Source organism: Amycolatopsis palatopharyngis (assembly GCF_003385185.1).
Taxonomy (GTDB): Bacteria; Actinomycetota; Actinomycetes; order Mycobacteriales; family Pseudonocardiaceae; genus Amycolatopsis; species Amycolatopsis palatopharyngis.
In genome coordinates this window covers 112,674-138,840 of the sequence record NZ_PQHZ01000002.1, presented here as the reverse complement: position 1 = coordinate 138,840, position 26,167 = coordinate 112,674, and the positions used below count along the sequence as shown (strand labels likewise).

The 26,167-nt window shown below is 67.9% G+C and carries 24 protein-coding genes, 2 tRNA genes and 2 pseudogenes; 18 read left to right on the top strand and 10 right to left on the bottom strand.

Going from position 1 to position 26,167, the window contains the following annotated elements; genetic code table 11:
• Window positions 1–352 precede the first annotated feature (352 nt).
• Complete coding sequence (gene cimA / locus D0C15_RS01985) at window positions 353–1,969, top strand: citramalate synthase (protein WP_116040690.1); 1,617 nt, start codon at window positions 353–355, stop codon at window positions 1,967–1,969.
• Between the two features lie 48 nt (window positions 1,970–2,017).
• Here cimA and D0C15_RS35640 read toward each other — a convergent pair.
• Window positions 2,018–2,647 (bottom strand): annotated as a pseudogene (locus D0C15_RS35640) (DUF998 domain-containing protein); the annotation flags it as partial.
• A gap of 233 nt (window positions 2,648–2,880) precedes the next feature.
• On the opposite strand from D0C15_RS35640, the gene D0C15_RS01975 reads away from it, so the two are divergent.
• Window positions 2,881–3,654, top strand: a complete 774-nt coding sequence (locus tag D0C15_RS01975; RefSeq protein ID WP_116040688.1) for a fumarylacetoacetate hydrolase family protein — start codon at window positions 2,881–2,883, stop codon at window positions 3,652–3,654.
• 3 nt (window positions 3,655–3,657) lie between these two features.
• Here D0C15_RS01975 and D0C15_RS01970 read toward each other — a convergent pair whose 3' ends face one another.
• Entirely contained in the window at window positions 3,658–4,890 is a 1,233-nt protein-coding gene (locus D0C15_RS01970; RefSeq protein ID WP_116040687.1) for an FAD-dependent oxidoreductase, read from the bottom strand.
• A gap of 121 nt (window positions 4,891–5,011) precedes the next feature.
• On the opposite strand from D0C15_RS01970, the gene gltX reads away from it, so the two are divergent.
• The 4 genes from gltX (at window position 5,012) to D0C15_RS01950 (ending at window position 7,667) form a co-directional block, all read left to right on the top strand.
• Window positions 5,012–6,502 (top strand): glutamate--tRNA ligase, encoded by a 1,491-nt coding sequence (gene gltX / locus D0C15_RS01965; protein WP_116040686.1) that lies wholly within the window; start codon window positions 5,012–5,014, stop codon window positions 6,500–6,502.
• An 80-nt stretch (window positions 6,503–6,582) separates the two neighbouring features.
• A complete protein-coding gene (locus tag D0C15_RS01960) occupies window positions 6,583–7,368 on the top strand; it encodes an HAD family hydrolase (protein WP_116040685.1) in 786 nt (261 codons plus the stop codon).
• A gap of 104 nt (window positions 7,369–7,472) precedes the next feature.
• Window positions 7,473–7,544 (top strand) — tRNA-Gln (locus tag D0C15_RS01955).
• A 50-nt stretch (window positions 7,545–7,594) separates the two neighbouring features.
• Window positions 7,595–7,667 (top strand) — tRNA-Glu (locus D0C15_RS01950).
• Window positions 7,668–7,740: 73 nt separating this feature from the next.
• On the opposite strand, the gene D0C15_RS01945 is transcribed toward D0C15_RS01950, so the two are convergent.
• A complete protein-coding gene (locus D0C15_RS01945; RefSeq protein WP_211323062.1) occupies window positions 7,741–8,460 on the bottom strand; it encodes an IclR family transcriptional regulator in 720 nt (239 codons plus the stop codon).
• 132 nt (window positions 8,461–8,592) lie between these two features.
• On the opposite strand from D0C15_RS01945, the gene leuC reads away from it, so the two are divergent.
• The 3 genes from leuC (at window position 8,593) to D0C15_RS01930 (ending at window position 11,685) form a co-directional block, all read left to right on the top strand.
• The gene (gene leuC / locus D0C15_RS01940) at window positions 8,593–10,068 is read left to right on the top strand and encodes a 3-isopropylmalate dehydratase large subunit (protein WP_116040683.1); all 1,476 of its coding nucleotides are present in this window, start codon (window positions 8,593–8,595) and stop codon (window positions 10,066–10,068) included.
• A 49-nt stretch (window positions 10,069–10,117) separates the two neighbouring features.
• On the top strand, window positions 10,118–10,711 hold the full coding sequence (gene leuD, locus D0C15_RS01935) for a 3-isopropylmalate dehydratase small subunit (protein WP_116040682.1): 594 nt from the start codon (window positions 10,118–10,120) through the stop codon (window positions 10,709–10,711).
• A gap of 257 nt (window positions 10,712–10,968) precedes the next feature.
• Window positions 10,969–11,685, top strand: a complete 717-nt coding sequence (locus D0C15_RS01930; RefSeq protein WP_116040681.1) for an HU family DNA-binding protein — start codon at window positions 10,969–10,971, stop codon at window positions 11,683–11,685.
• A 167-nt stretch (window positions 11,686–11,852) separates the two neighbouring features.
• Here D0C15_RS01930 and D0C15_RS01925 read toward each other — a convergent pair whose 3' ends face one another.
• The 3 genes from D0C15_RS01925 to cofC form a co-directional block, all read right to left on the bottom strand.
• Window positions 11,853–12,827, bottom strand: a complete 975-nt coding sequence (locus D0C15_RS01925) for an NUDIX hydrolase (RefSeq protein ID WP_116040680.1) — start codon at window positions 12,825–12,827, stop codon at window positions 11,853–11,855.
• Window positions 12,824–14,968: an RNA degradosome polyphosphate kinase gene (locus D0C15_RS01920; protein WP_116040710.1), complete on the bottom strand. Its 2,145-nt coding sequence runs from the start codon at window positions 14,966–14,968 to the stop codon at window positions 12,824–12,826. Before D0C15_RS01920 ends, D0C15_RS01925 begins: the two co-directional genes overlap by 4 nt.
• A gap of 126 nt (window positions 14,969–15,094) precedes the next feature.
• On the bottom strand, window positions 15,095–15,712 hold the full coding sequence (cofC, locus tag D0C15_RS01915; RefSeq protein WP_116040709.1) for a 2-phospho-L-lactate guanylyltransferase: 618 nt from the start codon (window positions 15,710–15,712) through the stop codon (window positions 15,095–15,097).
• Window positions 15,713–15,934: 222 nt separating this feature from the next.
• Here cofC and D0C15_RS01910 point away from each other — a divergent pair, with 222 nt between their 5' ends.
• From D0C15_RS01910 to D0C15_RS01900, 3 genes and pseudogenes are all read left to right on the top strand, one after another.
• On the top strand, window positions 15,935–16,648 hold the full coding sequence (locus D0C15_RS01910) for a lysophospholipid acyltransferase family protein (RefSeq protein WP_116040679.1): 714 nt from the start codon (window positions 15,935–15,937) through the stop codon (window positions 16,646–16,648).
• Window positions 16,649–16,812: 164 nt separating this feature from the next.
• A complete protein-coding gene (locus D0C15_RS01905; protein ID WP_116040678.1) occupies window positions 16,813–17,829 on the top strand; it encodes an NAD(P)H-dependent glycerol-3-phosphate dehydrogenase in 1,017 nt (338 codons plus the stop codon).
• 205 nt (window positions 17,830–18,034) lie between these two features.
• Window positions 18,035–18,451 (top strand): annotated as a pseudogene (locus D0C15_RS01900) (cysteine dioxygenase); the annotation flags it as partial.
• A 257-nt stretch (window positions 18,452–18,708) separates the two neighbouring features.
• Here D0C15_RS01900 and D0C15_RS01895 read toward each other — a convergent pair.
• Window positions 18,709–19,401 carry a pyridoxamine 5'-phosphate oxidase family protein gene (locus D0C15_RS01895; RefSeq protein ID WP_116040677.1) on the bottom strand — a complete coding sequence of 231 codons (693 nt, stop codon included), beginning with the start codon at window positions 19,399–19,401 and terminating at the stop codon, window positions 18,709–18,711.
• 70 nt (window positions 19,402–19,471) lie between these two features.
• Between D0C15_RS01895 and pdxR the strand changes: the two genes are divergently transcribed.
• Both pdxR and D0C15_RS01885 read left to right on the top strand, forming a co-directional pair.
• A complete protein-coding gene (pdxR, locus tag D0C15_RS01890) occupies window positions 19,472–20,884 on the top strand; it encodes a MocR-like pyridoxine biosynthesis transcription factor PdxR (protein WP_245975519.1) in 1,413 nt (470 codons plus the stop codon).
• Between the two features lie 36 nt (window positions 20,885–20,920).
• Window positions 20,921–22,018 carry a D-alanine--D-alanine ligase family protein gene (locus D0C15_RS01885; RefSeq protein ID WP_116040676.1) on the top strand — a complete coding sequence of 366 codons (1,098 nt, stop codon included), beginning with the start codon at window positions 20,921–20,923 and terminating at the stop codon, window positions 22,016–22,018.
• 55 nt (window positions 22,019–22,073) lie between these two features.
• On the opposite strand, the gene D0C15_RS01880 is transcribed toward D0C15_RS01885, so the two are convergent.
• Complete coding sequence (locus D0C15_RS01880) at window positions 22,074–22,619, bottom strand: DUF3515 domain-containing protein (protein ID WP_116040675.1); 546 nt, start codon at window positions 22,617–22,619, stop codon at window positions 22,074–22,076.
• Window positions 22,620–22,638: 19 nt separating this feature from the next.
• A complete protein-coding gene (locus D0C15_RS01875; RefSeq protein WP_091672234.1) occupies window positions 22,639–22,872 on the bottom strand; it encodes an Lrp/AsnC ligand binding domain-containing protein in 234 nt (77 codons plus the stop codon).
• A gap of 119 nt (window positions 22,873–22,991) precedes the next feature.
• On the opposite strand from D0C15_RS01875, the gene D0C15_RS01870 reads away from it, so the two are divergent.
• Genes D0C15_RS01870 through D0C15_RS01855 form a run of 4 tightly spaced genes read left to right on the top strand, consistent with a single transcriptional unit; the run spans window position 22,992 to window position 25,751 of the window.
• Window positions 22,992–23,990, top strand: a complete 999-nt coding sequence (locus D0C15_RS01870) for a thiamine-phosphate kinase (RefSeq protein WP_116040674.1) — start codon at window positions 22,992–22,994, stop codon at window positions 23,988–23,990.
• A 22-nt stretch (window positions 23,991–24,012) separates the two neighbouring features.
• Window positions 24,013–24,489, top strand: a complete 477-nt coding sequence (locus D0C15_RS01865) for a GNAT family N-acetyltransferase (protein ID WP_116040673.1) — start codon at window positions 24,013–24,015, stop codon at window positions 24,487–24,489.
• Between the two features lie 30 nt (window positions 24,490–24,519).
• Complete coding sequence (locus D0C15_RS01860) at window positions 24,520–25,041, top strand: gamma carbonic anhydrase family protein (RefSeq protein ID WP_116040672.1); 522 nt, start codon at window positions 24,520–24,522, stop codon at window positions 25,039–25,041.
• A gap of 32 nt (window positions 25,042–25,073) precedes the next feature.
• Window positions 25,074–25,751: a uracil-DNA glycosylase gene (locus D0C15_RS01855; RefSeq protein ID WP_116040706.1), complete on the top strand. Its 678-nt coding sequence runs from the start codon at window positions 25,074–25,076 to the stop codon at window positions 25,749–25,751.
• Between the two features lie 108 nt (window positions 25,752–25,859).
• Here D0C15_RS01855 and rpmB read toward each other — a convergent pair whose 3' ends face one another.
• A complete protein-coding gene (gene rpmB, locus D0C15_RS01850) occupies window positions 25,860–26,051 on the bottom strand; it encodes a 50S ribosomal protein L28 (RefSeq protein ID WP_116040705.1) in 192 nt (63 codons plus the stop codon).
• Window positions 26,052–26,167 lie beyond the last annotated feature (116 nt).

Sequence of the window (26,167 nt, the reverse complement as noted above, 5' to 3'; positions counted from 1 at the left end):
TGCCGATAATGATCACGGCACGAGAAGTCATGCCAGCCATCATGCCACAACGCCGCCCGACTTCCAAAGCCTGGGCGGGTTCTCCCACCATCTGGTCAAGTCCCCTCGCACTTTCCCGGGAAAGTGCGAGGGGACTTGACCAGATGGTGGGAGAACCCGCCCAGGCTTTGGAAGTCGGGCGGCGTTGTGGCATGATGGCTGGCATGACTTCTCGTGCCGTGATCATTATCGGCAGGCGCGCCGGATAGAGCTCATCGAGCACCCGGCGCGCAGACCTCTCGCATCCGCGGGGGGTCTTTTTGTTTGGTACAGCTCTTTTCAGAGACGTCTTTTCCAAGACACAGGAGTGACCGTGACTCGCACGGAACCGGCCGACACCCCACTCGGCGATGATTTCCACCTCTACGACACGACACTGCGCGATGGTGCGCAGCGTGAGGGCATTTCCTACTCGGTCACCGACAAGCTCGCGGTGGCACGGTTGCTGGACGAGCTCGGAGTGGGATTCATCGAGGGCGGCTGGCCCGGGGCGATGCCGAAGGACACCGAGTTCTTCGCGCGGGCGGCTCGGGGAGAGCTGGCACTGAAACACGCGGCATTGGTCGCGTTCGGATCGACGAGGAAGGCGGGCACCAGCGCCGCCGAGGACTCGCAGGTACGCGGGCTGCTCGACTCGCTCGCGCCGGTCGTGACGCTCGTGGCCAAATCGGACCGCAGGCATATCGAGCGTGCGCTACGGGTGGACGTGGACGAAGCCTGCGCCATGGTGCGGGACACAGTGGCCTTTCTCGTCGGCGAGGGCAGGCGGGTCTTTCTTGACGCGGAACACTTCTTCGACGGCTACGCCTTCGATCCGGACACGGCACTGCGTGTGCTGGAGGCCGGTGGCGAGGCCGGGGCCGACGTGGTGGTGCTGTGCGACACCAACGGCGGGCAGCTGCCCCTGCAGCTCGCCGACACCGTGCGGGAGGTGGCCGAGCGCACGGGGCTGCGGCTGGGCATTCACTGTCAGGACGACACGTCCTGCGCGGTGGCCAACAGTGTCGCCGCTGTGCAGGCCGGTGCCACGCATGTGCAGTGCACCGCGAACGGTTACGGCGAGCGGGCAGGTAATGCCGACCTCTTCGCCGTAACGGGAAACCTGGTGGCCAAGCTCGGCATGGAGGTGCTCCCCACAGGGGGCGCGGCCGAGCTCACCCGCGTCTCCCATGCCCTTGCCGAAATCGCGAATATCGCACCCGACACCCACCAGGCTTATGTCGGGCATTCGGCCTTCGCTCACAAGGCGGGGCTGCACGCGAGCGCGATCAAGGTGGATCCGTTGTTGTACAACCACATCGATCCAGCTTCTGTCGGCAATGACATGCGGGTACTGGTCACCGAAATGGCCGGCAGGGCCAGCCTCGAGCTCAAGGGACGTGAGCTCGGGGTTGACCTCGCCGGCCAACCCGACGCATTGACCAGCGCAGTGCGCAAGGTAAAGAGCCTCGAGGCGCAGGGCTGGTCCTTCGAGGCCGCCGATGCCTCACTGGAACTGTTGCTGCGCAGGGAGATCGACGGACCGCAGCGAGACGTTCTCGACGAGCCGCCGTTCGTGCTCGAGTCCTACCGTGTCGTGCTCGACCATCGCGCCGACGGCGAGGTGAGTTCGGAGGCCACCGTCAAGGTGCACGTCGCCGGGCACCGCGTGATCGCCACCGCGGAGGGAAACGGTCCTGTGCACGCGCTCGACGCGGCCCTGCGCGAGGCGCTCGCGCCGCATCTGTCCTGGTTGGACAGTGTGGAACTGGCTGACTACAAGGTGCGGATCCTGCCGGGGCATCCCGGTACCGACGCGGTCACCAGGGTGCTCGTCGAGTCCTCGGACGGCCGGGGTGAGTGGACGACCGTCGGCGTGCACGAGAACATCGTCGAGGCGAGCTGGCTCGCGCTGTGCGATGCGCTGGTGCACAAGAGTCTGCGCGCGTGAGTCGCGGCCCGGGGACAGCCGGGTGGTGAGCGATGTGAGCTGTACCAGCAGGAGCAACTCGGTCATGAACAACACCCGTTGCCACAGACCGAGAGTGGCGTACAGATCCGCAGGGGCGGCTGCCGACTGGCTCGTGAGGAACACCGCGAGCGCCAGGCAGGTGCAGGCGATGCCGCCCAGCAGGCGCCCGCGTTGTCCCGCTGATCCGCCATCGCGACCCAGCCGGGACGCCATTAGCGCCGCGGCGATCGGCAGGCAGAAGAAGACGACCCCAGCGGCGTAACGGTGAATCTGCGCGGACAGCGAAACCGACTCGCCGGGGTCGGTGGGAAACGCGGCCACCAGCACCGAACCGGCGACTGCCAGCCACAGTGTCCCCAGTAGCAGTGGATCCCGCGCCCGGCCGGTCACGTGGAGTCCGAGGATGATCCCGATGCCCGCGACGGCGATACTCAGCACACTGGCGTTGAACAGCCAGCCCACCCCGTCCAGGAAGATGTAGTCGGACAGCGTTGTGGACATCGGGTCGATCCGGCCGCTTCCGCCGAGGTGCAGGAGGGCCATCGTCAGCATGGCCAGTGCGGCGCCGCCGATTCCGAGGCTCGAAGCCAACTGGAGGACGGAGATCTCCGGCCCAGAACTCTTCGGCCCGGCTGGTGCAATCGCGACATTCGCCATGTGGACAACGTTGGTCCGCGGGAGGCCACGAAACCATCGGGCATCCTCCCGATTCCTTCCTGGTGTTGTCCCTACCCGCTCCTCAGGGTTTACCCCCGTTCCGCCCCTCGCACTTTCCCGGGAAAGTGCGAGGCGGCGGACGTCGCTGTCGAGGTAGCCGGGCTTGTCCCAGCGCGCTTTCCCGGGAAAGTGCGGTTGGGGGTGACTGGGGTTGCTTACCGTAGGGTGTGGTCATGCGACTTGCTCGAATTGCTCATCCGGCCGGTGGCGTCGCTTTCGCCGCCATCGAGGGGGATGACGCGGACGCCCAGGTTCTGGAGATCGCCGAACACCCGTTCGGTCAGCCCAACTTCACCGGTCGCCGCTGGCCGCTGGCCGATGTCCGGCTGCTCGCACCCATCCTGCCTTCGAAGATCATCGCTGTCGGGCGCAACTACGCCGCGCACGCGGGTGAGTTCGGCAACGAGGTGCCGGCCGAACCGATGATCTTCATCAAGCCGTCCACGAGCGTCATCGGCCCCAACGCCGCCATCAAGCTTCCGCCGAGTTCGTCCCGAGTGGACTTCGAGGGCGAGCTCGCCATCGTCATCGGACAGCCGGTGAAGAACGTGCCCGCGGCCCGCGCGAGTGCGGCGATCCTCGGTTACACCATCGCCAACGACGTCAGCGCGCGCGATCAGCAGAAGTCCGACGGGCAGTGGGGCAGGGCCAAGGGGTACGACACCTTCTGCCCGCTCGGTCCGTGGATCGAGACCTCATTGGACCCCAGTGACCTCGCGCTGCGCACCGAACTGGACGGTGAGGTCCGGCAGGATTCGCGCACCTCGGCTCTGGTGCACAAGATTCCGGACCTGATCGAGTTCGTGTCCTCGGTGATGACCCTGCTGCCGGGCGATGTCATCATCACCGGCACCCCGGAGGGCGTCGGTCCGATGACGGCGGGACAGCAGGTGTCGATCACTGTCGAGGGCATCGGCACACTGTCGAACCCCGTGGCCGCGGGCTGAGCGCTATCCGGGCTGCCTGCGGGCGAATTCGGGCGCGTGCTCGGGGCGGAACCCGACGCCGATGAGATAGGCCGGGATGAACGAGGCCTTGGGGACAACGCGCATCAGGGCGATGACCGGCTTCGGCGGTCCCGCCTTCCGGCCATTGACCACCGGTGCCACCACGGCCCTGTGCAGCAGCCGTTGCAGGCCTTGGACAAGGATCGTCGGCAGCAGCCGCCTCCGCCGGACCTTCGCCAACTGCGCGGTGTCCACTCTGCCGCCGCGCAGGGCCGTGGCGAGCAGGGTCGCGGTCGCGACGGCGTCCTGAACCGCCAGATTGATTCCCACGCCGCCGATCGGTGACATCGCGTGTGCGGCGTCACCGATGCACAGCAGCCCGTCGACGTGCCAGTGGTTCAGCCGGTTCAACCGGATGTCGAGGTGTTTGACCTCGTCCATCGACTCGAGCTGGTCCACCCGGTCGGCCAGTGCCGGGATCAGTTCGGTCAGCCCCTGCCGGAATCGCTCGATGCCTTCGGCCCGGAACCGGGCGTCGACGCCCTTGCGGGCGATGTAGGCGATCTGGAAGAAGCCTTCACGGGGGATGACGATGGCGAAGCTGCCCCGTCGCATTCGCGGAGTCAGCGCGGAAGCCTGCTCCTGTGGTTTCCGGGGCAGCCGGAACCACCACGCGTCGATGGGCACGGAGAACTCTTTCGGGCGAAGATCTGCCGCACTTCTGGCCATCGAGGTACGTCCGTCGCAGGCCACTGTGAGATCCGCCCGCAACTCGCCTTCACCGCCGTCCGCGGTGCGATAGCGCACTCCGGCGACCTTGCCCGCTTCCCGGATCAGGCCGGTCGCCTCGGTCCGCATGCGCAGGGTGAAGGCCGGTTCCGCGCTGCCCGCTTCGGCGAGCAGATTGAGCAGATCCCACTGGGGCACCATCGCGATGTACGGGTGGCGGACCTTGAGCCTGCGGAGGTCACCGACGACGACGCGGCGGGTGTCGTCGATCGGGAAGGCCACCTCTTCGAGTCTGCTTTGCGGCAGTGCGGCGAACTTCTCGCCGAGGCCGAGCTCGTCCAGCAGATCCAGCGTGGTCGGGTGCACCGTGTCGCCCCGGAAGTCCCGGAGAAAGTCCCCGTGCTTCTCCAGCACCGTGACCTCGATCCCGGCCCTGGCGAGCAACAGGCCGAGCACCATTCCAGCGGGACCGCCACCGATGACGGCACAGGTCGTCCGGTCGGACATCGCTACCACCCCTTTTTCAGCGCGTGTTGAATAACTTCAACTGTGGCCCGCCGGAGTTCCGACGTCAAGGGGAGGCGCTCGCGTTTCGAGCTTGCGGGCGGCCCGATACGCTGATCGGGCTATGACTGAGATGCCTTCGCCAGTGCGCGCCCGCTTCTGTCCCTCGCCGACCGGAACCCCGCATGTCGGGTTGATCCGAACGGCGTTGTTCAACTGGGCCTTCGCCCGGCATCACGGCGGAAGCCTGGTGTTCCGGATCGAGGACACCGACGCCGCGCGGGATTCGGAGGAGTCCTACGAGGCGCTGCTCGACGCGCTGCGCTGGCTCGGCCTCGACTGGGACGAGGGTCCCGAGATCGGTGGCGACTTCGGCCCGTACCGACAGAGCCTGCGGGGCGACATCTACGCCGACGTGGCTCGCCGGTTGCTGGAGGCAGGCGAGCTGTACGAGGCGTTCTCCACGAACGATGAGGTGGAGGCGCGGCGCAAGGCGGCGGGGCAGGACCCGAAGCTCGGCTACGACAACTTCGACCGCGAACTGACCGAGCAGCAGCGGGAGGAGTTCCGCGCGCAGGGCCGTTCTCCGGTGCTGCGGTTGCGGATGCCCGGCGAGGACCTCGCCTGGACCGACCTGGTGCGTGGTGAGATCAGTTTCCCGGCAGGAACCATTCCCGATCCCGTTCTGGTGCGTGGCAACGGCGATCCGCTGTACACACTGACCAATCCCGTCGACGACGCGATGATGCGCATCACCCACGTGCTGCGCGGCGAGGACCTCCTGCCCTCCACTCCACGCCAGATCGCGTTGTACCAGGCGTTGCGGCGCATCGGCGTCGCGGAGTTCGTGCCCGAGTTCGGCCACCTGCCGTACGTGATGGGCGAGGGCAACAAGAAGTTGTCCAAACGCGACCCCTCCTCGAATCTTTTCAACTACCGCGACCGGGGCTTCATCCCGGAGGGGCTGCTCAACTATCTGGCGCTGCTCGGCTGGTCGATCGCCGACGACCGGGACGTGTTCGGTGTCGACGAACTCGTGGCCGCTTTCGAGATCACCAAGGTGAGCGCCAATCCTGCGCGGTTCGACGTCAAAAAGGCCGAGGCGATCAACGGTACGCATGTCCGCGCACTGGACAACGCGGACTTCGCGAGCCGGGTGGTGCCCTACCTCACAGCCGCGGGAGTGCTGCCGGAGACGCCGGGGGAGGAGCAGCTCGCCGCGCTGCGGGAGATCGCGCCACTGGTGCAGGAGCGGGTGACCGTGCTCTCCGACGCCACCGACATGCTGCGCTTTCTCTTTATCGATGAGGAAAGCTTCGCCCCGGAGGAGGCGTCCGCGACGAAGGCGCTGGGGCCGGACTCCGAGCCCGTGCTGCGGTCCGCGCTCGAGTCGTTGGAGGCACTGGATTCCTGGGAGACCGGCGCCATCGAGCAGGCGCTCAAGGACGCGCTGGTCGAAGGCCTCGGGCTGAAGCCCCGCAAGGCGTTCGCCCCTGTTCGGGTGGCCGTCACGGGGCGTACGGTGTCGCCACCGTTGTACGAATCGATGGAGCTGCTCGGCCGGGACAAATCGCTCGGACGGCTGCGTCGCGCCCTCCCGTCCAACGCAGGGTAGAAGACATACACCGGAACAGAGCAGCACTAATCACCTCGATAGTCGAATCGGTACGGCCGAAAGTGGCCTAGCCTCGCTGAGTGGATTTTGCGTTCGCTACCCCGACGGCATCGCAGGCAACGGCCGAACGGGCCGCCCCTCCTGGGCCCTGGTCCCCTCCGGCGCTCCGGCTGGTCTGTCTCGACATCGACGACACCCTGATCGACTTCACCTCGGCAGGCAGCCGTGCGCTGGCCGAGCTGATCGGCAGGGCCGACATGTGGTCGCTCTGGGAGCGGATCACCGACGAGCATGTGGCCAAGGTCGTCGCAGGCGACCTCGCATACGCCGATATGCACCTCACTCGCAGCCGGTGCTTTCTCGCCGAACTCGGCGCGGAGATGGACACCGGTGACGTCGTCGGTTTCGAGGCCAGGCGACGGGAGTTGCTGCGCCGCTCGTGGCGGCTGTTCGACGATGTGTTGCCCTGTCTCGACTGGCTGAACGCGGCCGGCGTGCAGCTCGCCGCGGTGACCAACGCCTCTGGCGGGCACCAGCGGGCGAAGCTGGCGGACCTCGGACTGGCGCGGTTCTTTGATCACGTGGCGATCGCAGGCGAAATGGGAACCGCGAAACCCGATCCAGTGATGTTTCACACTGTTTGCCTGACAATGGGTTGTGACCCGTCCGAGGCGGCGCATGTGGGGGACAAACTCGACACCGATGCGATCGGGGCCCGGGACGCCGGTCTCGGCGGTGTCTGGCTGAACCGGCGCGCGGTAACCGAGGACGTGCCAACGGGGGTGCACGAGATCGACAGCCTCGCCGAGCTTCCCGAGCTGCTGATCTGCGAGTTCGCCAGCGTGGGAGTGCCGATACAGCGATGATCAAGGGGCGTGTGCCGGGGCCGCCTGCGACCCCGAATTCGGGGTGGTCTAGTATTTCTTCCCGGCGGTGTTCGACAGGAGTTCTCCCGGAGAGCGCCGAGTATTGGGGTATGGTGTAATCGGCAGCACGACTGATTCTGGTTCAGTTAGTCTAGGTTCGAGTCCTGGTACCCCAGCTGCAGAGGGAAAATTTCAGTCTGGTAAGTTCTCTCTCGCAACAAGGCAAGCCCCCGTCGTCTAGCGGCCTAGGACGCCGGCCTCTCACGCCGGTAGCGTGGGTTCGAATCCCATCGGGGGTACGCGAAGAAGAACACCGGAGGCCCATCCGTTCCGGCGGATGGGCCTCCGGTGTTTTTGCGTGTCTCGGGGGGCTTACAAGCGATCCTGGAGGGCTTCGGCGGCCGCGAGGAGATCGGCGGCCCAGCGGGAGCCCGGCTTGCGGCCGATCCGCTCGATCGGGCCGGACACCGATACCGCGGCGACAACCGAGCCGGAGGAGTCCCGCACCGGCGCGGAGACACTCGCGACGCCCGGCTCGCGCTCGGCGACACTCTGTGCCCAGCCACGCCTGCGTACTTCGAGCAATGTCCGCTCGCCGTAGACGGCGTCGGTCAGGATCGTGCGCTGTGTGTGCGGGTCGGACCACGCGGCGAGCACTTTGGCCCCTGAGCCTGCCGTCATCGGCAGCCGGGAGCCGATCGGGACGGTGTCCCGGAGTCCGCTTGGCGGCTCCGCAGTGGACACACAGATGCGCTGTACGCCGTCCCTGCGGTACAGCTGCACGCTTTCGCCGGTGATGTCGCGCAGCTTCGGCAGGATCGAACTCGCGGCGTCGAGTAATGGGTCGGTCGTGCCGCCCGACAGTTCCGCCAGCGCGCTGCCGGGGCGCCATCTGCCGTCGGCGCCCCGGCGCAGGAGCCGGTGCACCTCGAGACCCACGGCGAGACGGTGTGCGGTCGCGCGTGGCAGTCCCGTGCGTGCGCAGAGTTCGGCGAGTCCGCAAGGATCGTCGGCCACCGCTTGGAGAACGGCCACGGCCTTGTCCAGGACGCCGATACCGCTGTGCTGGTTTGAAGGGCTATGCTGTCCCACGTAGCGATACTACATTCCCGAACTTTGGGATGTCCAGATCCTGGGACAAATCGAACTCGAGTCGCCAGCCGGCTCGTGCCCGTCGGCTCGACCGAGTTCCTTTGCTCCCACAACTTTTTGGGAGGAGCCCTGATGACCACCACCCAGGGTGCGAAGGCGAAGACGCTCGCGGAGAAGGTGTGGGACTCCCACACGGTGCGCCGCGGTGAGGGTGCGGAGCCGGACCTGCTCTACATCGACCTGCACCTCGTGCACGAGGTCACCAGCCCGCAGGCATTCGACGGTCTCCGCCTCGCGGGCAGGCCCGTGCGCAGGCCGGATCTGACGATCGCCACCGAAGACCACAACGTGCCGACGATCGATATCGACCTGCCGATCGCCGATCCCGTTTCGCGTACCCAGGTGGACACACTCCGGCGCAACTGCAAGGAGTTCGGGGTCCGGCTGCACCCGATGGGCGATGCCGAACAGGGAATCGTGCACGTCATCGGTCCACAGCTCGGCCTGACCCAGCCCGGGATGACCGTGGTTTGCGGCGACAGCCACACCTCCACGCATGGCGCGTTCGGGGCGATGGCCTTCGGTATCGGCACCTCCGAGGTGGAGCATGTGCTCGCCACGCAGACGCTGCCCCTGCGTCCCTTCAAGACGATGGCGATCACCGTGGACGGCGAGTTGCGGCCGGGAGTCACGGCGAAGGACATCATCCTGGCGGTGATCGCGAAGATCGGTACCGGTGGTGGACAGGGCTACGTTCTGGAGTATCGCGGCAGTGCGATCGAAGCCCTTTCGATGGAAGCCAGGATGACGATCTGCAATATGTCGATCGAGGCGGGCGCCCGCGCGGGCATGATTGCACCGGACGAGGTCACCTTCGAGTACCTGAAGGGCAAGCCGCACGCCCCGTCCGGAGCCGATTGGGACACCGCTGTGGCCAACTGGCGTGAGCTGCGAACCGATTCCGGCGCCGAGTTCGACGCGGAGGTTCACCTGGATGCGGCCGAACTCACACCGTTCGTGACCTGGGGTACGAACCCCGGCCAGGGCCTTCCGCTGCACGCCAGGATCCCGGACCCCGAGCAGATCGCCGACGAGAGTGAGCGGTTCGCCGCGGAGAAGGCTCTGTCCTACATGGATCTGCAACCGGGGACCCCGCTGCGGGAGATTTCGGTGGACACGGTCTTCCTCGGTTCCTGCACGAACGGGCGGATCGAGGACCTGCGGTCGGCAGCCGAGGTACTTCGCGGGCATCAGGTCGCGGAGGGGGTTCGCATGCTCGTGGTCCCTGGTTCGATGCGGGTACGCAAGGCCGCTGAGGCCGAGGGGCTCGACGAGGTGTTCACCGCGGCAGGCGCCGAATGGCGGCAGGCGGGGTGCTCGATGTGCCTCGGGATGAACCCGGATCAGCTCAAGCCGGGGGAGCGCAGTGCCTCGACCTCCAACAGGAACTTCGAGGGCAGGCAGGGCAAGGGCGGGCGTACCCATCTGGTGTCGCCGCTCGTGGCCGCTGCCACGGCCGTTCGCGGCACCCTGTCCTCGCCTGAGGACCTGTTGCCGCACTCCGCCAGCACGGCAAGCACCGCGGCAGCCGCCGACAGCGCCCGTTGACGCACAGGTCGCGACCCTTCACCTCGTACTGACACAGGAGCCACTCAGCATGGAACCCTTCACCTCCCACACCGGGATCGGAGTGCCGCTGCGCAGGTCCAACGTGGACACTGACCAGATCATCCCGGCCGTCTACCTCAAGCGGGTCACCCGCACCGGCTTCGAAGACGGGCTGTTCGCGGCCTGGCGGGCCGACGAACACTTCGTGCTCAATTCCGAGCCCTACAAGTCCGGCAGCGTGCTGGTCGCCGGTGCCGACTTCGGCACGGGCTCGTCCAGGGAGCACGCCGTCTGGGCGCTGATGAACTACGGCTTCCGCGTGGTCATCTCGTCCCGCTTCGCGGACATCTTCCGGGGCAACTCTGGGAAGCAGGGGCTGCTGGCCGCCGAGTGTGAGCAGTCGGACGTCGAACAGCTGTGGAAGATCCTGGAGAACGAGCCGGGCACCGAGGTCACCGTGGACCTCACGGAGAAGACGGTACGAGCCAAGGACTTCACCGCACCCTTCACGATCGATGACTACACCCGCTGGCGCCTGCTGGAGGGACTCGACGACATCGCGCTGACTCTGCGACACGCCGCCGACATCGACAAGTTCGAGTCGGACAGGCCATCGTGGAAGCCGGTCACCACTCCCGGCTGACACCGCAGCGAAGGCGGAGACACGGATTCCCTGCTCAGCAAGGGGATCCGGCACCGGCCGAAGGTCGGTGAAACCACGCCGAACGGCACCGGAAAAGGGCCTGGAGACCACTCCAGAGGTCCCTCAGAGGGCGGAACATCCCGCTCCGGCAACGAAAACTTCCGCGCGCCGTTTGGAATTTGTGCTGCATTGGTAATACCGTGTGCGCAAGTCGGCCGACGTGGCCGTGTACAAGTAGTTCTTCTTGGAGGACTGGAATGGCCAACAAGGCCCAGCTGATCGAAGCGCTCTCCGAGCGTTTGGGCGACAAAAAGGTTGCGTCGGAAGCTGTCGACGGTCTCGTCGACATCATCATCCGGACGGTCAACAAGGGCGAGAAGGTGAACATCACCGGTTTCGGTGTGTTCGAGAAGCGTGCGCGTGCCGCTCGCACCGCTCGCAACCCGCGTACGGGCGAGACCGTGCGCGTGAAGAAGACCAACGTTCCGGCTTTCCGGGCCGGTACGACCTTCAAGGACGTTGTCAGCGGCGCGAAGAAGCTGCCGAAGGCAACGGCCGTGAAGCGGGCCACCCCGGCCGCGCGTAGCACGGGCACGACCGCCTCGCGTAGCACCGGCACCCGCACCGCGGCGACGAGGGCGACCGCCAGCCGCCCCAGCACGACCCGGAGCACCACCTCGCGGACCAAGGCCACCACGCCGCGTTCGACGACGACCCGTGCGGCGTCGAGCCGGAGCACCACCGCGAGCCGGACCGCCACCAAGGCGGCGCCGAAGACGGCGGCCACCAAGTCGACGGCCAAGGCAGCGCCGAAGGCCGCGGCCAAGACGACGAAGGCCGCGTCGACGTCATCGGCGACAAAGAGCTCCGCCGCAAAGAAGCCGGCCGCCAAGGCCGCGCCGAAGGCGGCCGCGAAGACTTCGGCCAAGTCGGCTCCGAAGAAGACCACCGCCGCAGCCAAGAAAAAGAAGTGACCAGCCTGTGAGCTGGTGATTTCGTCACTACGGTGGCTTCTCGGCAGGGCCCCGCGCACACCCGCGCGGGGCCCTGCCGCATGTACGTACCTTCGTTGCCCGAGTTCGTCGTCACCGCCCTGCGGCAGCCGGGTGATCCACAGTGGAAGGCCGGACGGAGTCTCCGGTCAGGACCTCGCGGTGGCGGGAGCGGGTAGCGGACTGGGAAAGTAGGTCGCCGCTACGAGTCGTGGCCCGTCCGCTTCGGTCGGCGGCCGGAACGACAACAACCAGAGCGAGCCCTTCTTCGCCGACACCGTCCCGGATTTGCCGGAGGCCAGCGCCACACCATCGCGTTCGGCCAGGGCCGTGACGACGGCGGGGATGACCCCTCCCTGACTGGAGATCAGCGGGGTGCCGCCGTCACCGACGATGGCGAGCAGTCTGGCGGTGCCCAGGACCGGATCCCGCCAGTAGCCCTCCTCCGCGAGCAGGGACTCGTGTCGTACCTCGGTGCCCAGATCCTCCGCGACGCCCTGCACGGTCTGCACGCAGCGCAGGCGGGGCGCGGCCAGGACCCGATCGGGGTGGAACGCGCGCACCATGGTCCGGACGGCCTCCGCCTGCCGCTGACCCGCATCCGAGAGTGGACGAAGATCGTCGTCGCCGGTCCATTCCTCCCGCTTGCCCGCTTTGGCGTGGCGGATCAACAGGACCGTCGTGAGTTGGGCGGGAAGTGCGCAGAACTCACGTAGTACGGCCACGTCCGCGTGATAGGTCAGCATCGCCTCGGCCTCGCGCACCGGTAGCCAGCGCAGGTCATCGACCTCGTCATTCGCCGCGAACCCGCCGAATACTGCCCTGGCACTGAAGAAGTCCACGATCTTGTCAGACCGGACGCCACGGTGGTCGACCTCGTAATCGACCTGGAGCAGGTATCTCCCGAGCACCGCTTCGAACCCGGTCTCCTCCCGAAGTTCACGAACCGCCGCCACCGGTACGGTCTCGCCGGGATCCAGCTTTCCCTTCGGCAGCGACCAGTCGTCGTAGCGCGGCCGGTGCACGACGGCTACCTCGATGGCGCTGTCCGTGCCTGCTTCCCGGTTTCGCCACAACACAGCGCCCGCGGCCCTGATCGCCGGAGCACGATCCGCCCGGCTCATCCGGCGGCCCGATGTTTCGCGAGCGTCTCGACCTGGTGGTCGCGAACCTGCGATCCGTCGGCTGGTGAGGGCTCCCACTCCCCGTTGCCGGTGAGTACCCAGCAACGAGTCGCCGGGTCGAGCGCCGAATCCAGCACCTCGTCCAGTTGCGCGGTCAGTTTCGGATCCTTCACCCGCACCAGTGCCTCGATCCTCCGGTCCAGATTTCGGTGCATCATGTCCGCACTGCCGATCCAATACGAGCTACCCGCTCTGAAGTGAAAGACACGTGAGTGCTCCAGGAATCGCCCGAGAATGGAGCGGACGACGATATTGTCGCTGAGCCCTGGGACACCCGGTTTGAGTGAGCAGATACCACGAACGACGATCTCCACCGGAACTCCCGCCTGGGAAGCGCGATACAGGGCGTCGATGATCTGTTCGTCGACCAGTGAGTTGCACTTGATCCGAATCCCGGCTCGTCCGCCCGCCTTCTGCTGCTCGATTTCCTGTGAGATGCAATGCAGGATGCCGCGCCGGATGCCGTGCGGAGAGGTCAGGATGTTGCGGTAGGTGTCCTGCCTGGAGTAGCCGGTGAGCACGTTGAACAGGTCGGTCAGGTCGGCCCCGATCGTCGGATCCGCGGTGAGCAGGCCCATATCCTCGTAGATCCTGGCCGTCTTCGGGTTGTAGTTGCCGGTTCCGATATGGCAGTAGCGGCGGATCGTGGAGCCCTCCTGGCGCACCACCATCGCGACCTTGCAGTGGGTCTTCAGCCCCACCAGGCCGTAGACCACGTGCACGCCCGCGCGTTCCAGTGTGCGCGCCCAGCTGATGTTGGCCAGTTCGTCGAACCGTGCCTTGATCTCCACGAGGGCGACCACCTGCTTGCCCGCCTGCGCCGCATCGATGAGCGCGTCCACCACCGGGGAGTCACCCGAGGTTCGGTACAGCGTCTGTTTGATGGCGAGGACCTTGTTGTCGGCCGCCGCTTGTTCGATGAATCGCTGCACGCTCGTGGAGAACGAGTCGTAGGGATGGTGGACGAGGACGTCGCCCTCGCGGAGGGTGGCGAAAACGCTCTTCGGTGTCTCCCGCTCCCCGAACGCCGGGTGGGTCGCGGGCACGAACGGTGGGTCCTTGAGTTCCTTGCGGTCCACACTGGAGAGCTGGTGCAGGCAGCTGAGGTCGAGCAGGCCGGGAACCTCGACGACATCGTGCGGATCGACCTCGAGTTCGCGCAGCAGCAACTCGAGCATGTGCTCGCTCATGTCGCTGGCGACCTCAAGGCGTACCGGAGGGCCGAACCTTCGCTGGGCGAGTTCGCGTTCGAGTGCTTGCAACAGGTCCTCGTCGCGATCCTCCTCGACCTCGAAATCCGCGTTCCGGGTGACCCTGAACACGTGGTGTTCGATGACTTCCATCCCGGTGAAGAGTTCGCCGAGGTGAGCGGAGATCAGCTCCTCCAGCGGAAGGAACGTCGCGGTCCGGCTCTGCCGTTGCTGCTCGATCCGGATCAGCCGGTGCACGTTGTTCGGCACCTTGACCCTGGCGAACCGCTCGGTGCCGCCCTCCGGGTCGCGAACCGTGACGGCCAGATTGAGCGAAAGGCCGGAAATGTAGGGAAACGGATGCGCCGGGTCCACCGCGAGCGGAGTCAGCACAGGGAAGATCTGCTCGCTGAAGTAGCTCGACAGGCGAACCTTGTCCGCCGCGTCCAGATCCGCCCAGCGCACGATGCGGATGCCCTCGTCGGCGAGCGCGGGCCGAACGTTCTCCTCGAACGCCTCGGTCTGACGCTCCACCAGGTCCTGATTGCGCTTGGCGATGTACGCCAGTTGCTCGCGCGGCGTGAGCCCGTCCGCGCTGCGCACCGACAGCCCCGTCTCGTCCCTGCGTTTGAGGCCGGCGACCCGGACCATGTAGAACTCGTCCAGATTGGACGCGAAGATCGCGATGAACTTGGTGCGTTCGAGCAGGGGCTGCGACGGGTCCTCCGAGAGGGCGAGCACGCGCGCGTTGAAATCCTGCCAGGAGAGTTCCCGGTTGAAGTAGCGATCGTCGGGCAGCGAGTCGGTGAGCTGGGCGCTCGCCGCCGTCACGGCGGGCGGAGCCGAGGGGACCGCGTGCTTCTCCTGGGCCCTGTCGTTCGCCGAGGGCATCCGCCGGGACTGACCATCGGTCGTGGATGACGGTTGGGCGGTGGTGATCTCGTCGCTGCTCACACCCTGCATTGTTCCGCACTCGGGCGGGTGATGCGCTTCCCGGATCCGACCCGGGAGTGAATGTTACGTCACGCAGCAGGGGGCGCCGACCAGTTGCGTGGTCCGGCTGCCCAGACCGAGCGTACGGGCGTGGACCAGGTCGGCGGGGGTGTCCACGTCACTGCGCAGGGTCGCGGCGGGCAGGTCGAGCGCGACCGCCCCGGACTCCAGATGCGCCAGGGCGGAGCCGGTACCGAAGAGCGGCCCGAGGGGGGCGCCAGGTGCGGAGACGAGCAGGGTGGTGCCGGTGCCGTGCCGATCGGCGAGGAACGCGCGGCGCTCGTCGGCCTCGGCCAGTGCCTCGGCCAGTTCGACCGAGCGCAGCGCGGGCAGGTCGGCCTGCAGCGCCGCGACGACGGACCAGGGGTCGTCGCGTCGCAGCAGGGTCTCGCCGTGCCGCAGCGCGGCGTTGAGCCCGCCCGCACCCCGTTCACGGACCACTTCGGCGCCCAGTTCGGTGAGTTCGGCGAGTGCGGTGGGGTCGGTGCCGACCACCAGTACCCGGCGTACTCCGGCGGCTCCGATCGCCGCGTTCAGGGTGTCCACGGCCAGCGCGAGCACCAGTTCGGCATGCCCGCCCGCGCCGGGGGGTGTGCCCGCGGCCCCCCGCAGCCGGGACTTTCCGGCATGGGGAGGTTTCATCGGGACGATCAGGTCCACCTCGCGAGCCACGTCACCATCATTACCGGCTGGGGTCCCTTTCGCGCCACCGCGTCCTCGGACCCCTTGTTGGACCGTGATGGGGGGCGAGGGAGGATCACTCTCGCGCGACCGGCGCCGTGACCGACTCGGGAACGGCATCGAGCGTGGTGCAGCCCCGCTGGCGAGTGAGGCGAAAAGTGGGTTGGACATGGAGGAGGAGTTGTGGCTGATCGGGAGAAGGGCGGGTTCTGGGTCGGCGCCGCTGCCGCGCTGTTCTACCCGCTGAGCTGGATCGGGAAGCGTGTGTACGTGGACGCGGACCGGGTTCCCCGCGAAGGAGCAGCACTGCTCGTGCTCAACCACGTGTCCCACCTTGACCCGGCGGTGGACGCGGTGTTCGTGCATCGCAACAAGCGCGTGCCGAGGTTCCTGGCCAAGGACACCGTCGCGAAGGCCCCCATCTTCGGCCGGATCTTCCTCGGCTCCGGCGGCATCCCGGTCTACCGTGGATCCAGCTCGGCCGGAGACAGCCTGCGGGCCGCCCACCGCACACTGCAGGAGGGCAAGATCGTGGTGATCTACCCGGAGGGCACGATCACCAGGGACCCCGAAGGCTGGCCGAAGCGTTCCTACACGGGCGTCGCCCGGCTGGCGCTGGAGAACGACGTGCCGGTGATCCCGGTGGCCCGCTGGGGCACCCAGGCGATCTGGAACGGCTACGACAAGAAGTTCCGCCCGTTCCCGCGCAAGAAGGTCGTGCACGCGGTCGGCAGGCCGGTGGACCTCTCCGGCTATCGCGAGGAGGGCGGCACGGCCAGTCCCGCCGTCCTGCGTGAGGTCACGGAGCTGCTGATGCGCGAGGTCGTCGACCTGCTCTCCGACGTACGCGGGGAGCGTCCACCCGCCCGGGACGACGCCCCGACCGATGGCGAGTGAGGCAACTGGCATGAGCGACCGGCACCGTGTGTTAGTCGGGTACGGCATTGAGCGATGTGCAGCCTGCCGGCGAGTGAGGCAAGGGGCATGAGCGACCGGCACCGTGTGTTAGTTGGGTACGGCATTGAGCGATGTGCAGCCTGCCGGCGAGTGAGGCAACTGGCATGAGCGAAGGACTCCAGCGCATCGTCGTGCTCGGGGCGGGCTCGTGGGGCACGACCTTCGCGAAGGTGCTCGCCGACGCGGGACGTGACGTCACGGTCTGGGCACGCAGGACCGAGGTCGCGGACGAGATCGCGAGGGCACACAAGAACACGGCGTACCTGCCGGACGTCCGATTGCCGGACAACCTGACGGCGACCACGGACGCGGCAGCCGCGCTCGACGGGGCCCACGCGGTCGTTCTCGCCGTGCCCAGCCAGCGGCTGCGGGACAACCTGGCGTACTGGCGCGAGCTGCTGCCTGCCGATGTCCCACTGGTCAGTCTCGCCAAGGGCGTCGAACTGGGCACCCTGAAGCGAATGAGCGAGGTCATCGCCGAGGTCGCGGAGTGCGCACCGGAGCGGGTGGTGGTGGTCTCCGGGCCCAACCTCGCCAAGGAGATCGCGTTGCGGCAGCCCTCGGCAGCGGTGCTGGCCTGCACGGACCACGAGCGGGCTGTCGCCGTGCAGCACGCGTGCTCGAACTCCTACTTCCGGCCCTACACCAACACGGACGTGGCGGGCTGCGAGCTCGGCGGCGCGTGCAAGAACGTCATCGCCCTGAGCTGCGGGATGGCCGTCGGCATGGGGTTCGGCACCAACACGGTGGCGACTCTGATCACCCGCGGTCTGGCCGAGATGGCGCGGCTCGGCAGCCGAATCGGCGCCGACCCCCTCACGTTCGCCGGCCTGGCCGGTGTCGGTGACCTGGTGGCGACCTGTTCCTCACCGCTGTCGCGAAATCGGACTTTCGGCGAACGGCTCGGCAGGGGCGAGACGGTGGAGCAGGCGCAGGCAGCGGCGGGTGGCCAGGTCGCGGAGGGCGTGATGTCCTGTTCGTCGATCCGCGAACTGGCCGGTGGCCTCGGTGTCGACATGCCGATCACGGACGCGATGTACCGGGTGTGTCATGAGGGCGGCGATCCCAGATCGCTGGGTGCCGAACTGCTCGGCCGGGAACGCAAGCACGAGTGGTCCTGAGCGTGGCCACGGCGACCGGCGCCGTCCACCTTGTGAGATGAATTGACCGCGGCGAGGGCCGCTGGTTTCCTTGTCCTGTGCTGACGCCAGATGCCCCCGTGCTGCGAGGTCGCCTCGACCTGCGCCGGGCCGCTGGCGTGCGGTGTCGCTGTTGCCGGTGATCCAACCCACCCGCCTGCCGTCATCGCAACTCGAGGACACCTTCATGTTCGCCGTTCCGGACAACACTGTCGCCATCGCCGAGAACCCCATCCTGCGCCATCCGGTGCGCGTCGCACTCCAGTTCGCCGCGGATCGCGACCAATGGCGCCACCTGCTGCGCTACGACCCCGATCGCCGATTCGCCGCCCTGATCGCCCGCTCCGCCGACGAGGAGGTCTGGTTGATGAGCTGGCTTCCCGGTCAGGGCACCGACCTGCATGACCACGGGCCGTCGACCGGCGCGTTCACCGTGGTCACCGGCGAACTGTCGGAGTCGGTCGCCCGCCGGACCGCCGATGGCGCGGCCCTGCGGGAACCGCATACGGTCTCGGTTGGCCAGTCGCGGGTCTTCGGTCCCGGTTACGTCCATGAGGTCAGCAACCGGGGGACCGATCCGGTAGTGAGCGTGCACGTGTATCGCGCGACCCGCACCGTGAACAATGTGGGTACGGCACTGAGCGCGGTGGAGCCCGGCCGGCGTGTGAGGCCAGAGGATCGCGCGACCCGCACCGTGAACAATGTGGGTACGGCACTGAGCGCGGTGGAGCCCGGCCGGCGTGTGAGGCCAGAGGACCGCGCGACCCGGACAATGAACCACCGGGGCGCGGCTTTGAGCCCGGCGACCCTGGCCGGCGTGTGAGGCCGGAAATGGGCTGAACAGCCTGTTGTGGGCCGGATTCAGGCCGGGTCGGGTCGGCGAACCTGACGCCGCTGGCTGACGTGCTCCGGCAGGGCGATGCCCTCGGGAAGCTGCGGATCAGGCCGCGGCTCGCCGAATCCGGTGTGGACCGGCAGCACCCCGGCCCAGGCGTTCCCGGCAGCCACATCGTCCGGATCGTCGATGACACCGGCCGAACGCATCTTCACCGAGGCTTCGGTGAGGTCGAGTGCCAGCACCGTCACCGCCGCCAGCTCCTTCTCGTTGACATCACGTGCGTGCTCCCAGGAGCCGGGCGCGAGATGGTCGGTGATCATCCGGAGCCCGTGCAGTTTCTCCGCGCGGTCGACCGGCTGCCGGAGCCGCCCGTAGATGACGGCACTGCGGTAGTTCATCGAATGGTTGTTCACCGAGCGGGCGTAGATGATGGCGTCGAGCAGGGTGACGGTCACGCAGACCTCGGGCCCCTCCGTACCCGCCCGCATGGTGGTCGCCCCGGTTGACCCGTGCAGGTAGAGCGTGTCTCCATCGCGGCCGTACCCCGTCGGGATCACCATGGGGGCCCCTCCCGCGTTCACCAGGCCGAGGTGGCAGACCAGTCCTTCGTCGAGAACCGCGTACAGGTTCGCGCGGTCGGTGGCCGCCCTGTCCTTCTTGCGGTTCAGTGTCGTGCGGGCGGTGGACGAGAGGCCGGTGGTGGTTGTCTCGGTCATGTAGGCAGCATCCGAGACCAGGTGGCATCATGGAACGGCCACTACTCGAAAGAATTGGAAGGCCACTGCCGTGAATGGCCAAAGCGAGGGCAAGCCTGTGCTGCAACCGAGTTCGACGCGAAGCGCGACCGCCCTTCCGGTCAGTCTCGACCGGGAGTCCGCGATACCGCTGGCGGTGCAGCTCGCCGACGCACTGCGCGAGTCCGCCGCCACCGGCCACCTGCGCGGCGGGGACCGGTTGCCCTCCACCCGCGCGCTGGCCACCAGGCTCGGGGTGAGTCGCACGGTCACCTCGGCCGCCTACGAACAGCTGCACGCCGAGGGCTGGATCGCGGGCAAGCACGGTTCCGGGACCTACGTCACCACCTCACCGCCCGCGGAGCGCCCGCGGGGAAGGGCGGTGGTCGGCCGCGAGGGACCGCCACCGGGCCTGCTCGACCTGACCCCGGGTGTGCCCTGGGCGGAAGGTCTCGACAGGGCGGCGTGGCGGCGGGCCTGGCGAGCGGCGGCGGACGCACCGCCGTTGTCCGCCGCGCACCGGGCGGGCCTGCCCGAGTATCGCGCCGCGATCGCCGAGCACCTGCTGCGCCACCGCGGACTGGCGGTCGGCACGGAGTCCGTGCTCGCCACCGGGGGTACGACGGCAGCGGTGGTCGAACTCGCCGGCGCGGTCCTGGAGCCGGGTGACCGGGTCGCCGTCGAGGAGCCCGGATACCAGCGGGCCGTGCAGGCGTTCCGAGCGGCGGGTATCGAGGTTATCCCGTTGCCGGTCGACGGAGAGGGACTAGTTCCGGACTCCGTGCCCACCGGTGTCCGCGCCGTTTACTGCTCGCCCGCGCACCAGTATCCGATGGGCAGCCGGATGAGTGCTTCGCGACGGGTTGAGCTGGTGGAGCGGGCACGCGCTGAGGACTTCCTGCTCATCGAGGACGACTACGACGGTGAGCTGCGGTTCGACGTCGCGCCGTTGCCGCTGCTCGCCGCGCTGGCTCCGGATGTCGTCGCCCATCTCGGGACCACCAGCAAGATCCTCACTCCGACACTGGGCGCGGGTTGGATGGTCGCACCACAGCCGGTCACCTCGGCGGTGCTGGAGTTCCGGGAGCGCACAGGAACACGGCCGTCGCCCGCGGGACAGCGAGTGCTGGTCGAACTCGCGCGCAACGGTGACCTCGGGCGGCACCTGCGCAGGCTGCGCAGGGAGCTCTCCGAGCGGCGCACCCTGCTCGTCGACGCGCTGCGAGCGGCAGGTGTGCCGGTACTCGGGGACGACGCGGGGGCACATCTGGTGGTGCCCTGCTCGTCCCCTGAGGACGAGCACGCTCGCCTGGCGGAGGGCAGGGCGAGAGGTATTCAGCTCGACGGCCTCGGCAGGCACTTCGCGGGAGTCCCCTCCGCACACGGGATCGCCATCGCTTATGCGGGGTGTTCCCAGGACGCGTTGCGCGACGCGCTCGGGGATCTGGTCGAGATACTGCGCTGACCCCGCGGCCGCAAGCGCCCGGTAGGGTGACGGCCCATGAGTGAACGGAAGACACGAGTCGCCGTCGTGTTCGGTGGCCGTAGCACCGAGCACACAATCTCGTGTGTATCCGCGGGAAGCGTACTGGCCAACCTCGACCCCGAGCGGTTCGAGATCCTCCCGATCGGCATCACCAGGGAGGGCGGCTGGGTCCTCGGCACGAGTGATCCGAAGGCGCTGGAGATCCGCGGAACGGCATTGCCCTCCGTTGAGGACGGCAAGTCCCTTGTCCTCGCAGGCGATCCCACGCAACGCGAGCTGGTCAGTCTGGAGCCGGGCGCGAACCTGGAAACCCTCACCGGCGTCGACGTCGTCTTTCCCGTGCTGCACGGTGCCTTCGGGGAGGACGGCACTGTTCAGGGGCTGCTCGAGATGGCAGGGCTGCCCTACGTCGGCGCGGGCGTGCTGGCGAGTGCGGCCGCTATGGACAAGGAGTACGCGAAGAAGCTCCTTGCCGCAGAAGGACTTCCGGTCGGGGAGTACGCGACGATCCGTCGTGGACAGTCCACTCTGCCGGATACGGAGCGGCAGCGCCTCGGTCTGCCGGTGTTCGTCAAGCCGGCCCGCGCGGGCTCCTCGATCGGCATCAGCAAGGTCACCGACTGGGCCGAACTCGACGCCGCCATCGCGCTGGCGCGCGAGACGGATCCGAAGGTTCTCGTCGAGGCCGCGGTAGTCGGCAGGGAGATCGAGTGCGGTGTCCTGGAATTCCCGGACGCCAGGGTGGAAGCCTCGCTCCCGGCGGAGATCCGGGTGCTGGCTGACGACGAGTCGGCCTGGTACGACTTCGAGACCAAGTATCTCGGTGACGCCGCCGAGCTGGACATTCCGGCCAAGCTGGACGATGTCACCGTCGAGCGGCTGCGAGAGATGGCCGTCCGGGCGTTCGTCGCGCTGGACTGCCAGGGGCTGGCCAGGGTGGACTTCTTCATCGGCGCCGACGGTCGCCCGACCATCAACGAGGTGAACACGATGCCGGGCTTCACCACCACTTCGGCCTATCCGAAGATGTGGGAGGTGACCGGCGTCGACTACCCGACCCTGCTCGCCACCCTCGTGGACACGGCGCTGGCTCGCGGCACCGGCCTCAGGTAACCGGCCTCAGCGCCCGAACCTCGCACTTTCCCGGGAAAGTGCGAGGAGGTGGGGGTCAGGTGCGTGGGGGAGCCGGCTCGAGGTTCGCGGAAACCACGTCCGAGATCTGCTGCAGCGGGCCGGTGCCCGCGCTGTCCGGCACGGTCAGGGCGACGATCACCGGCCGGTCCACGACGAACCAAGTGGCGCTGCCTTCCCCCGGAACCTGGAGCCACTGCACGCCGTTGATCACCCGCAACTGCGACGTCTCGGTCAGCTCTGGCGGCTGGTTCAGCCCGCAGCGCAGCACCACGGGCTCAGCGCCACCCCAGGCCGCCGTGGCCTCCGGAGCGGGTTTCGCCAGCTCGCGCCGCGCCAACGTCTCGCCGGCCGAGATCAGCTCGCCGGGCAATGCGTCGACAAGAGTCCCGCACGCCGGTCGGCCCGCCTGTGGGGCGGGTACGGGAACCAGCGGCAACGGCCCGGTCTCATTCGCCGATGAATCTTCGACGGAACCCGCTGTCAGGCCCGCGATCGCGACGGCGACGGCCAGTGCCACCGCGATCACCGCGGCGACGACGATCAGTATCCGGGGCGGCGCCCCGCTCTCGGTGTCAGCCACGGCTTCACTGAAGCACGTCCTACAGGTGCACGACCGGGCAGGTCAGCGTCCGTGTGATCCCCTCGACGTTCTGCACCTTCGCCACCACGAGCTGGCCCAGCTGGTCGACGTTGTCCGCGGCAGCGCGCACGATGACGTCGTAGGGGCCGGTCACGTCCTCGGAGCTGGTGACACCCGAAATGCCGGCGATCTCGGCAGCGACCGAAGCCGCCTTGCCGACCTCGGTCTGGATCAGGATGTATGCGTGGACCACGGCGCGCCCCTTCGTCTGGATCGATCGGCTCGGTGTTTCATTGGACGGTAACCAGCAGCAACGTACCCCAGTCGGGCAAACATCGGGCATCCGACTATCGGTGATTCGAAGGTGGTGTGGTGTCGACGCACGGTAGACCCCAGCAGGAGGAGGCCCAGCCGGGCTCGCCTCGCCCTGGCACAGTGGCCGCGGCAGGTGAGTTCGGTCTCATCCGCACGTTGACCACGGGCAGGACACAGCCCTCGACCACGTTGCTCGGCCCCGGCGACGACGCGGCCGTGGTGGCGGCGCCCGACGGGCGGGTCGTGGCGACCACCGATGTCCTTGTGCAGGGGGTGCATTTTCGCCTGGACTGGTCCGATCCGGAGCACATCGGCCGCAAGGCCGTCGCGGTGAACCTCGCCGACCTCGCCGCGATGGGTGCCGTGCCAACCTCCGTGTTGGTCGGAATCGCCTGCCCGCCGGACACCGAGACGAGGATGCTCGCGGCGCTGACCGACGGCATGTGGGCCGAGGCCGAACGGGCCCGCGCGGGCATCATCGGCGGCGACGTCGTCCGAGCGGATCAGCTCGTACTGAGCGTTACGGCGCTCGGCGACCTCGGCGGAAGACCACCGGTGACCCGGTCCGGCGCGCGGCCGGGCGACATCCTCGCCGTCTGCGGCAGGCTGGGCTGGGCGGCCGCCGGGCTCGCGGTGCTCGGGCGTGGATTCCGTTCGCCAGTGGGGGTCGTCAACGCACAGCGATACCCGCAACCGGCGTACCAGGCAGGTCCGGCGGCGGCGGTCGCGGGCGCGACGTCGATGATCGACGTGTCCGACGGGCTGCTGGCCGATCTCGGCCATCTCGCGTCGGCCTCCGAGGTGGGCCTCGACGTGCAGACCGCGCGGCTGACCGTCGACCAGCGGCTTGTCGACGTCGGGACGGCCCTTGGCGCCGATCCGCTGCGCTGGGTGCTCACCGGTGGCGAGGATCACGCGCTGGCGGCGACGTTCCCTTCGTACACGGACTTACCGGAAGGATGGGTGCAGATCGGCACGGTGCTGCTGCCGGACACCGGCGTGACCGTCGACGGGCAACCCTACGAGGGCGTCTCCGGCTGGGAGCACTGGCGCTGATCCTGCCGGTTATCGTGACCGGGTGGAGATTCGCGTGGTGCCCTACGACGATCCGGATGCCCGGAAGCTGATGGACGAGGTCCAGCAGGAGTACGTCCGCCGCTACGGCGAACCCGACATCAGTCCGATGGACCCAGCCGAATTCGCCCCGCCCCGAGGGCTGTTCCTCGTCGGGTACGAGGACGGCACTCCGGTCGCTACGGGGGCGTGGCGAGCCCACGACGGCCCGCCACCCGCGCTTCAGCCGGGTGACGCCGAACTGAAGCGGATGTACGTCGCGCTTGCCGCGCGGGGCCGCGGTTACGCCCGTGCGGTGCTGGCGGAACTCGAGCGGACGGCGGTGCGGGCCGGCCGGTCGCGAGCCGTGCTGGAGACCGGGACCGAACAGCCCGAGGCCATCGCGCTCTACCGTTCCTGCGGCTACCGGGACATGCAGAAGTTCGGGCTGTACAAGAACGACGAACGCAGTCTCTGTCTCGCGAAGTCCTTGGTGGACTGAGGCGTGGCCGGATCGATATGAGGAGAGACGATGCCGATCTACGCACTGGGTGAGCTGCGACCGAGTATCCACCCCGAGTCCTATGTGCATCCCGACGCGACCGTGATCGGCGACGTGCGGATCGGGCCCGGCGCTTCGGTGTGGCCGCAGGCGGTGCTGCGTGGAGATCACGGGTACATCGAGATCGGTGAGCGGTCCAACGTGCAGGACGGCAGCGTGCTGCACTGCACCGAGCGGGACCCGCTGGTGCTGGGGCCGAACTCGGCGATCGGCCACGCGGTGCACGTCGAGGGCGCTCGTATCGGTAGCGGCTGCCTGATCGCCTCCGGGGCGGTCGTGCTGAACGGCAGCGTCGTCGCCGATGGCGGCATGGTCGGTGCGGGCGCGGTGCTGTCCTACGGCGGCAGGGTCGGGCCTGGCGAGGTGGCACTCGGCGTGCCAGCGAAGAACCGGCCGAACACCTCGTTCGGGCCGGACAAGATCCAGGCGGTGGTGGAGAGCTACGTCAAGCGCGGCGAGTGGTTCCGAACCGAACTCCGGCGCCTGGACTGACTCCCGTCGCCGGTGCGCTAGAGTCGCTGCCCGTGACCGCACGACCGCTGCACGAGATCGTCGAAGCAGGCTGGGCGCAGGCCCTCGAACCGGTGGCGGACCGGATCTCCGCGATGGGGGATTTCCTCCGCGCCGAGATCGCGGCGGGACGCCGCTATCTACCGGCGGGCGAGCACGTGCTGCGTGCGTTCCAGCAGCCGTTCGCCGATGTCCGGGTGCTGATCGTCGGCCAGGACCCCTATCCGACGCCCGGACACCCCATCGGCCTGTGTTTCGCGGTCGCGCCGGACGTCCGGCCGCTGCCGAAGAGCCTGGTCAACATCTACAAGGAGTACGCCGACGACCTCGGCCACCCACTGCCGTCCAACGGTGACCTCACCCCGTGGACCGAGCAGGGGGCGCTGCTGCTCAACCGCGCCCTCACCGTTCGCCCCGGAACGCCGAACTCACATCAGGGCAAGGGCTGGGAGGAGGTCACCGAACAGGCCATCAAGGCCCTCGCGGCGCGCGGTGGCCCGCTCGTCGCGATCCTGTGGGGCAGCAACGCGCGCAAACTCAAGCCGCTGCTGGCGCCGGTGCCCTGCATCGAGTCGGTGCATCCGAGCCCGCTGTCGGCGTACAACGGTTTCTTCGGGTCGAAGCCGTTCAGCCGGGCGAACGCCCTGCTCACCGAACAGGGCGCGCAGCCGCTGGACTGGAAGCTGCCCTGACTCCGGCACGACCACGCCTGGACGCAACCACTCCGGGACACAACCACGCCGAGATACAACAATGGCCCGGCGGATCGAGATCCACCGGGCCATTGGAGAGTCTGGGGTTCAGCCGCGAACGACCTTACCTGCCTTGAGGCAGGATGTGCACACGTTCATCCGCTTGCGCTGCGAGATGCCAATCTTGGCGTGCACGGTCTGGATGTTCGGGTTCCACCGACGGTTGGTACGCCGGTGGGAGTGTGAGACCGACTTGCCGAAGCCGGGCCCCTTGCCACAGACGTCGCACACGGCAGCCACGTCGAACACTCCTCGAAATCTGGGGAAACGCTGAGCTCTTACTAGCGCTGACCCGGCGGCGCCGGGCAACTCGAACAGCGTAGCCGGTGCGCTCTCAGAGGTCGAAACGGGGTCGA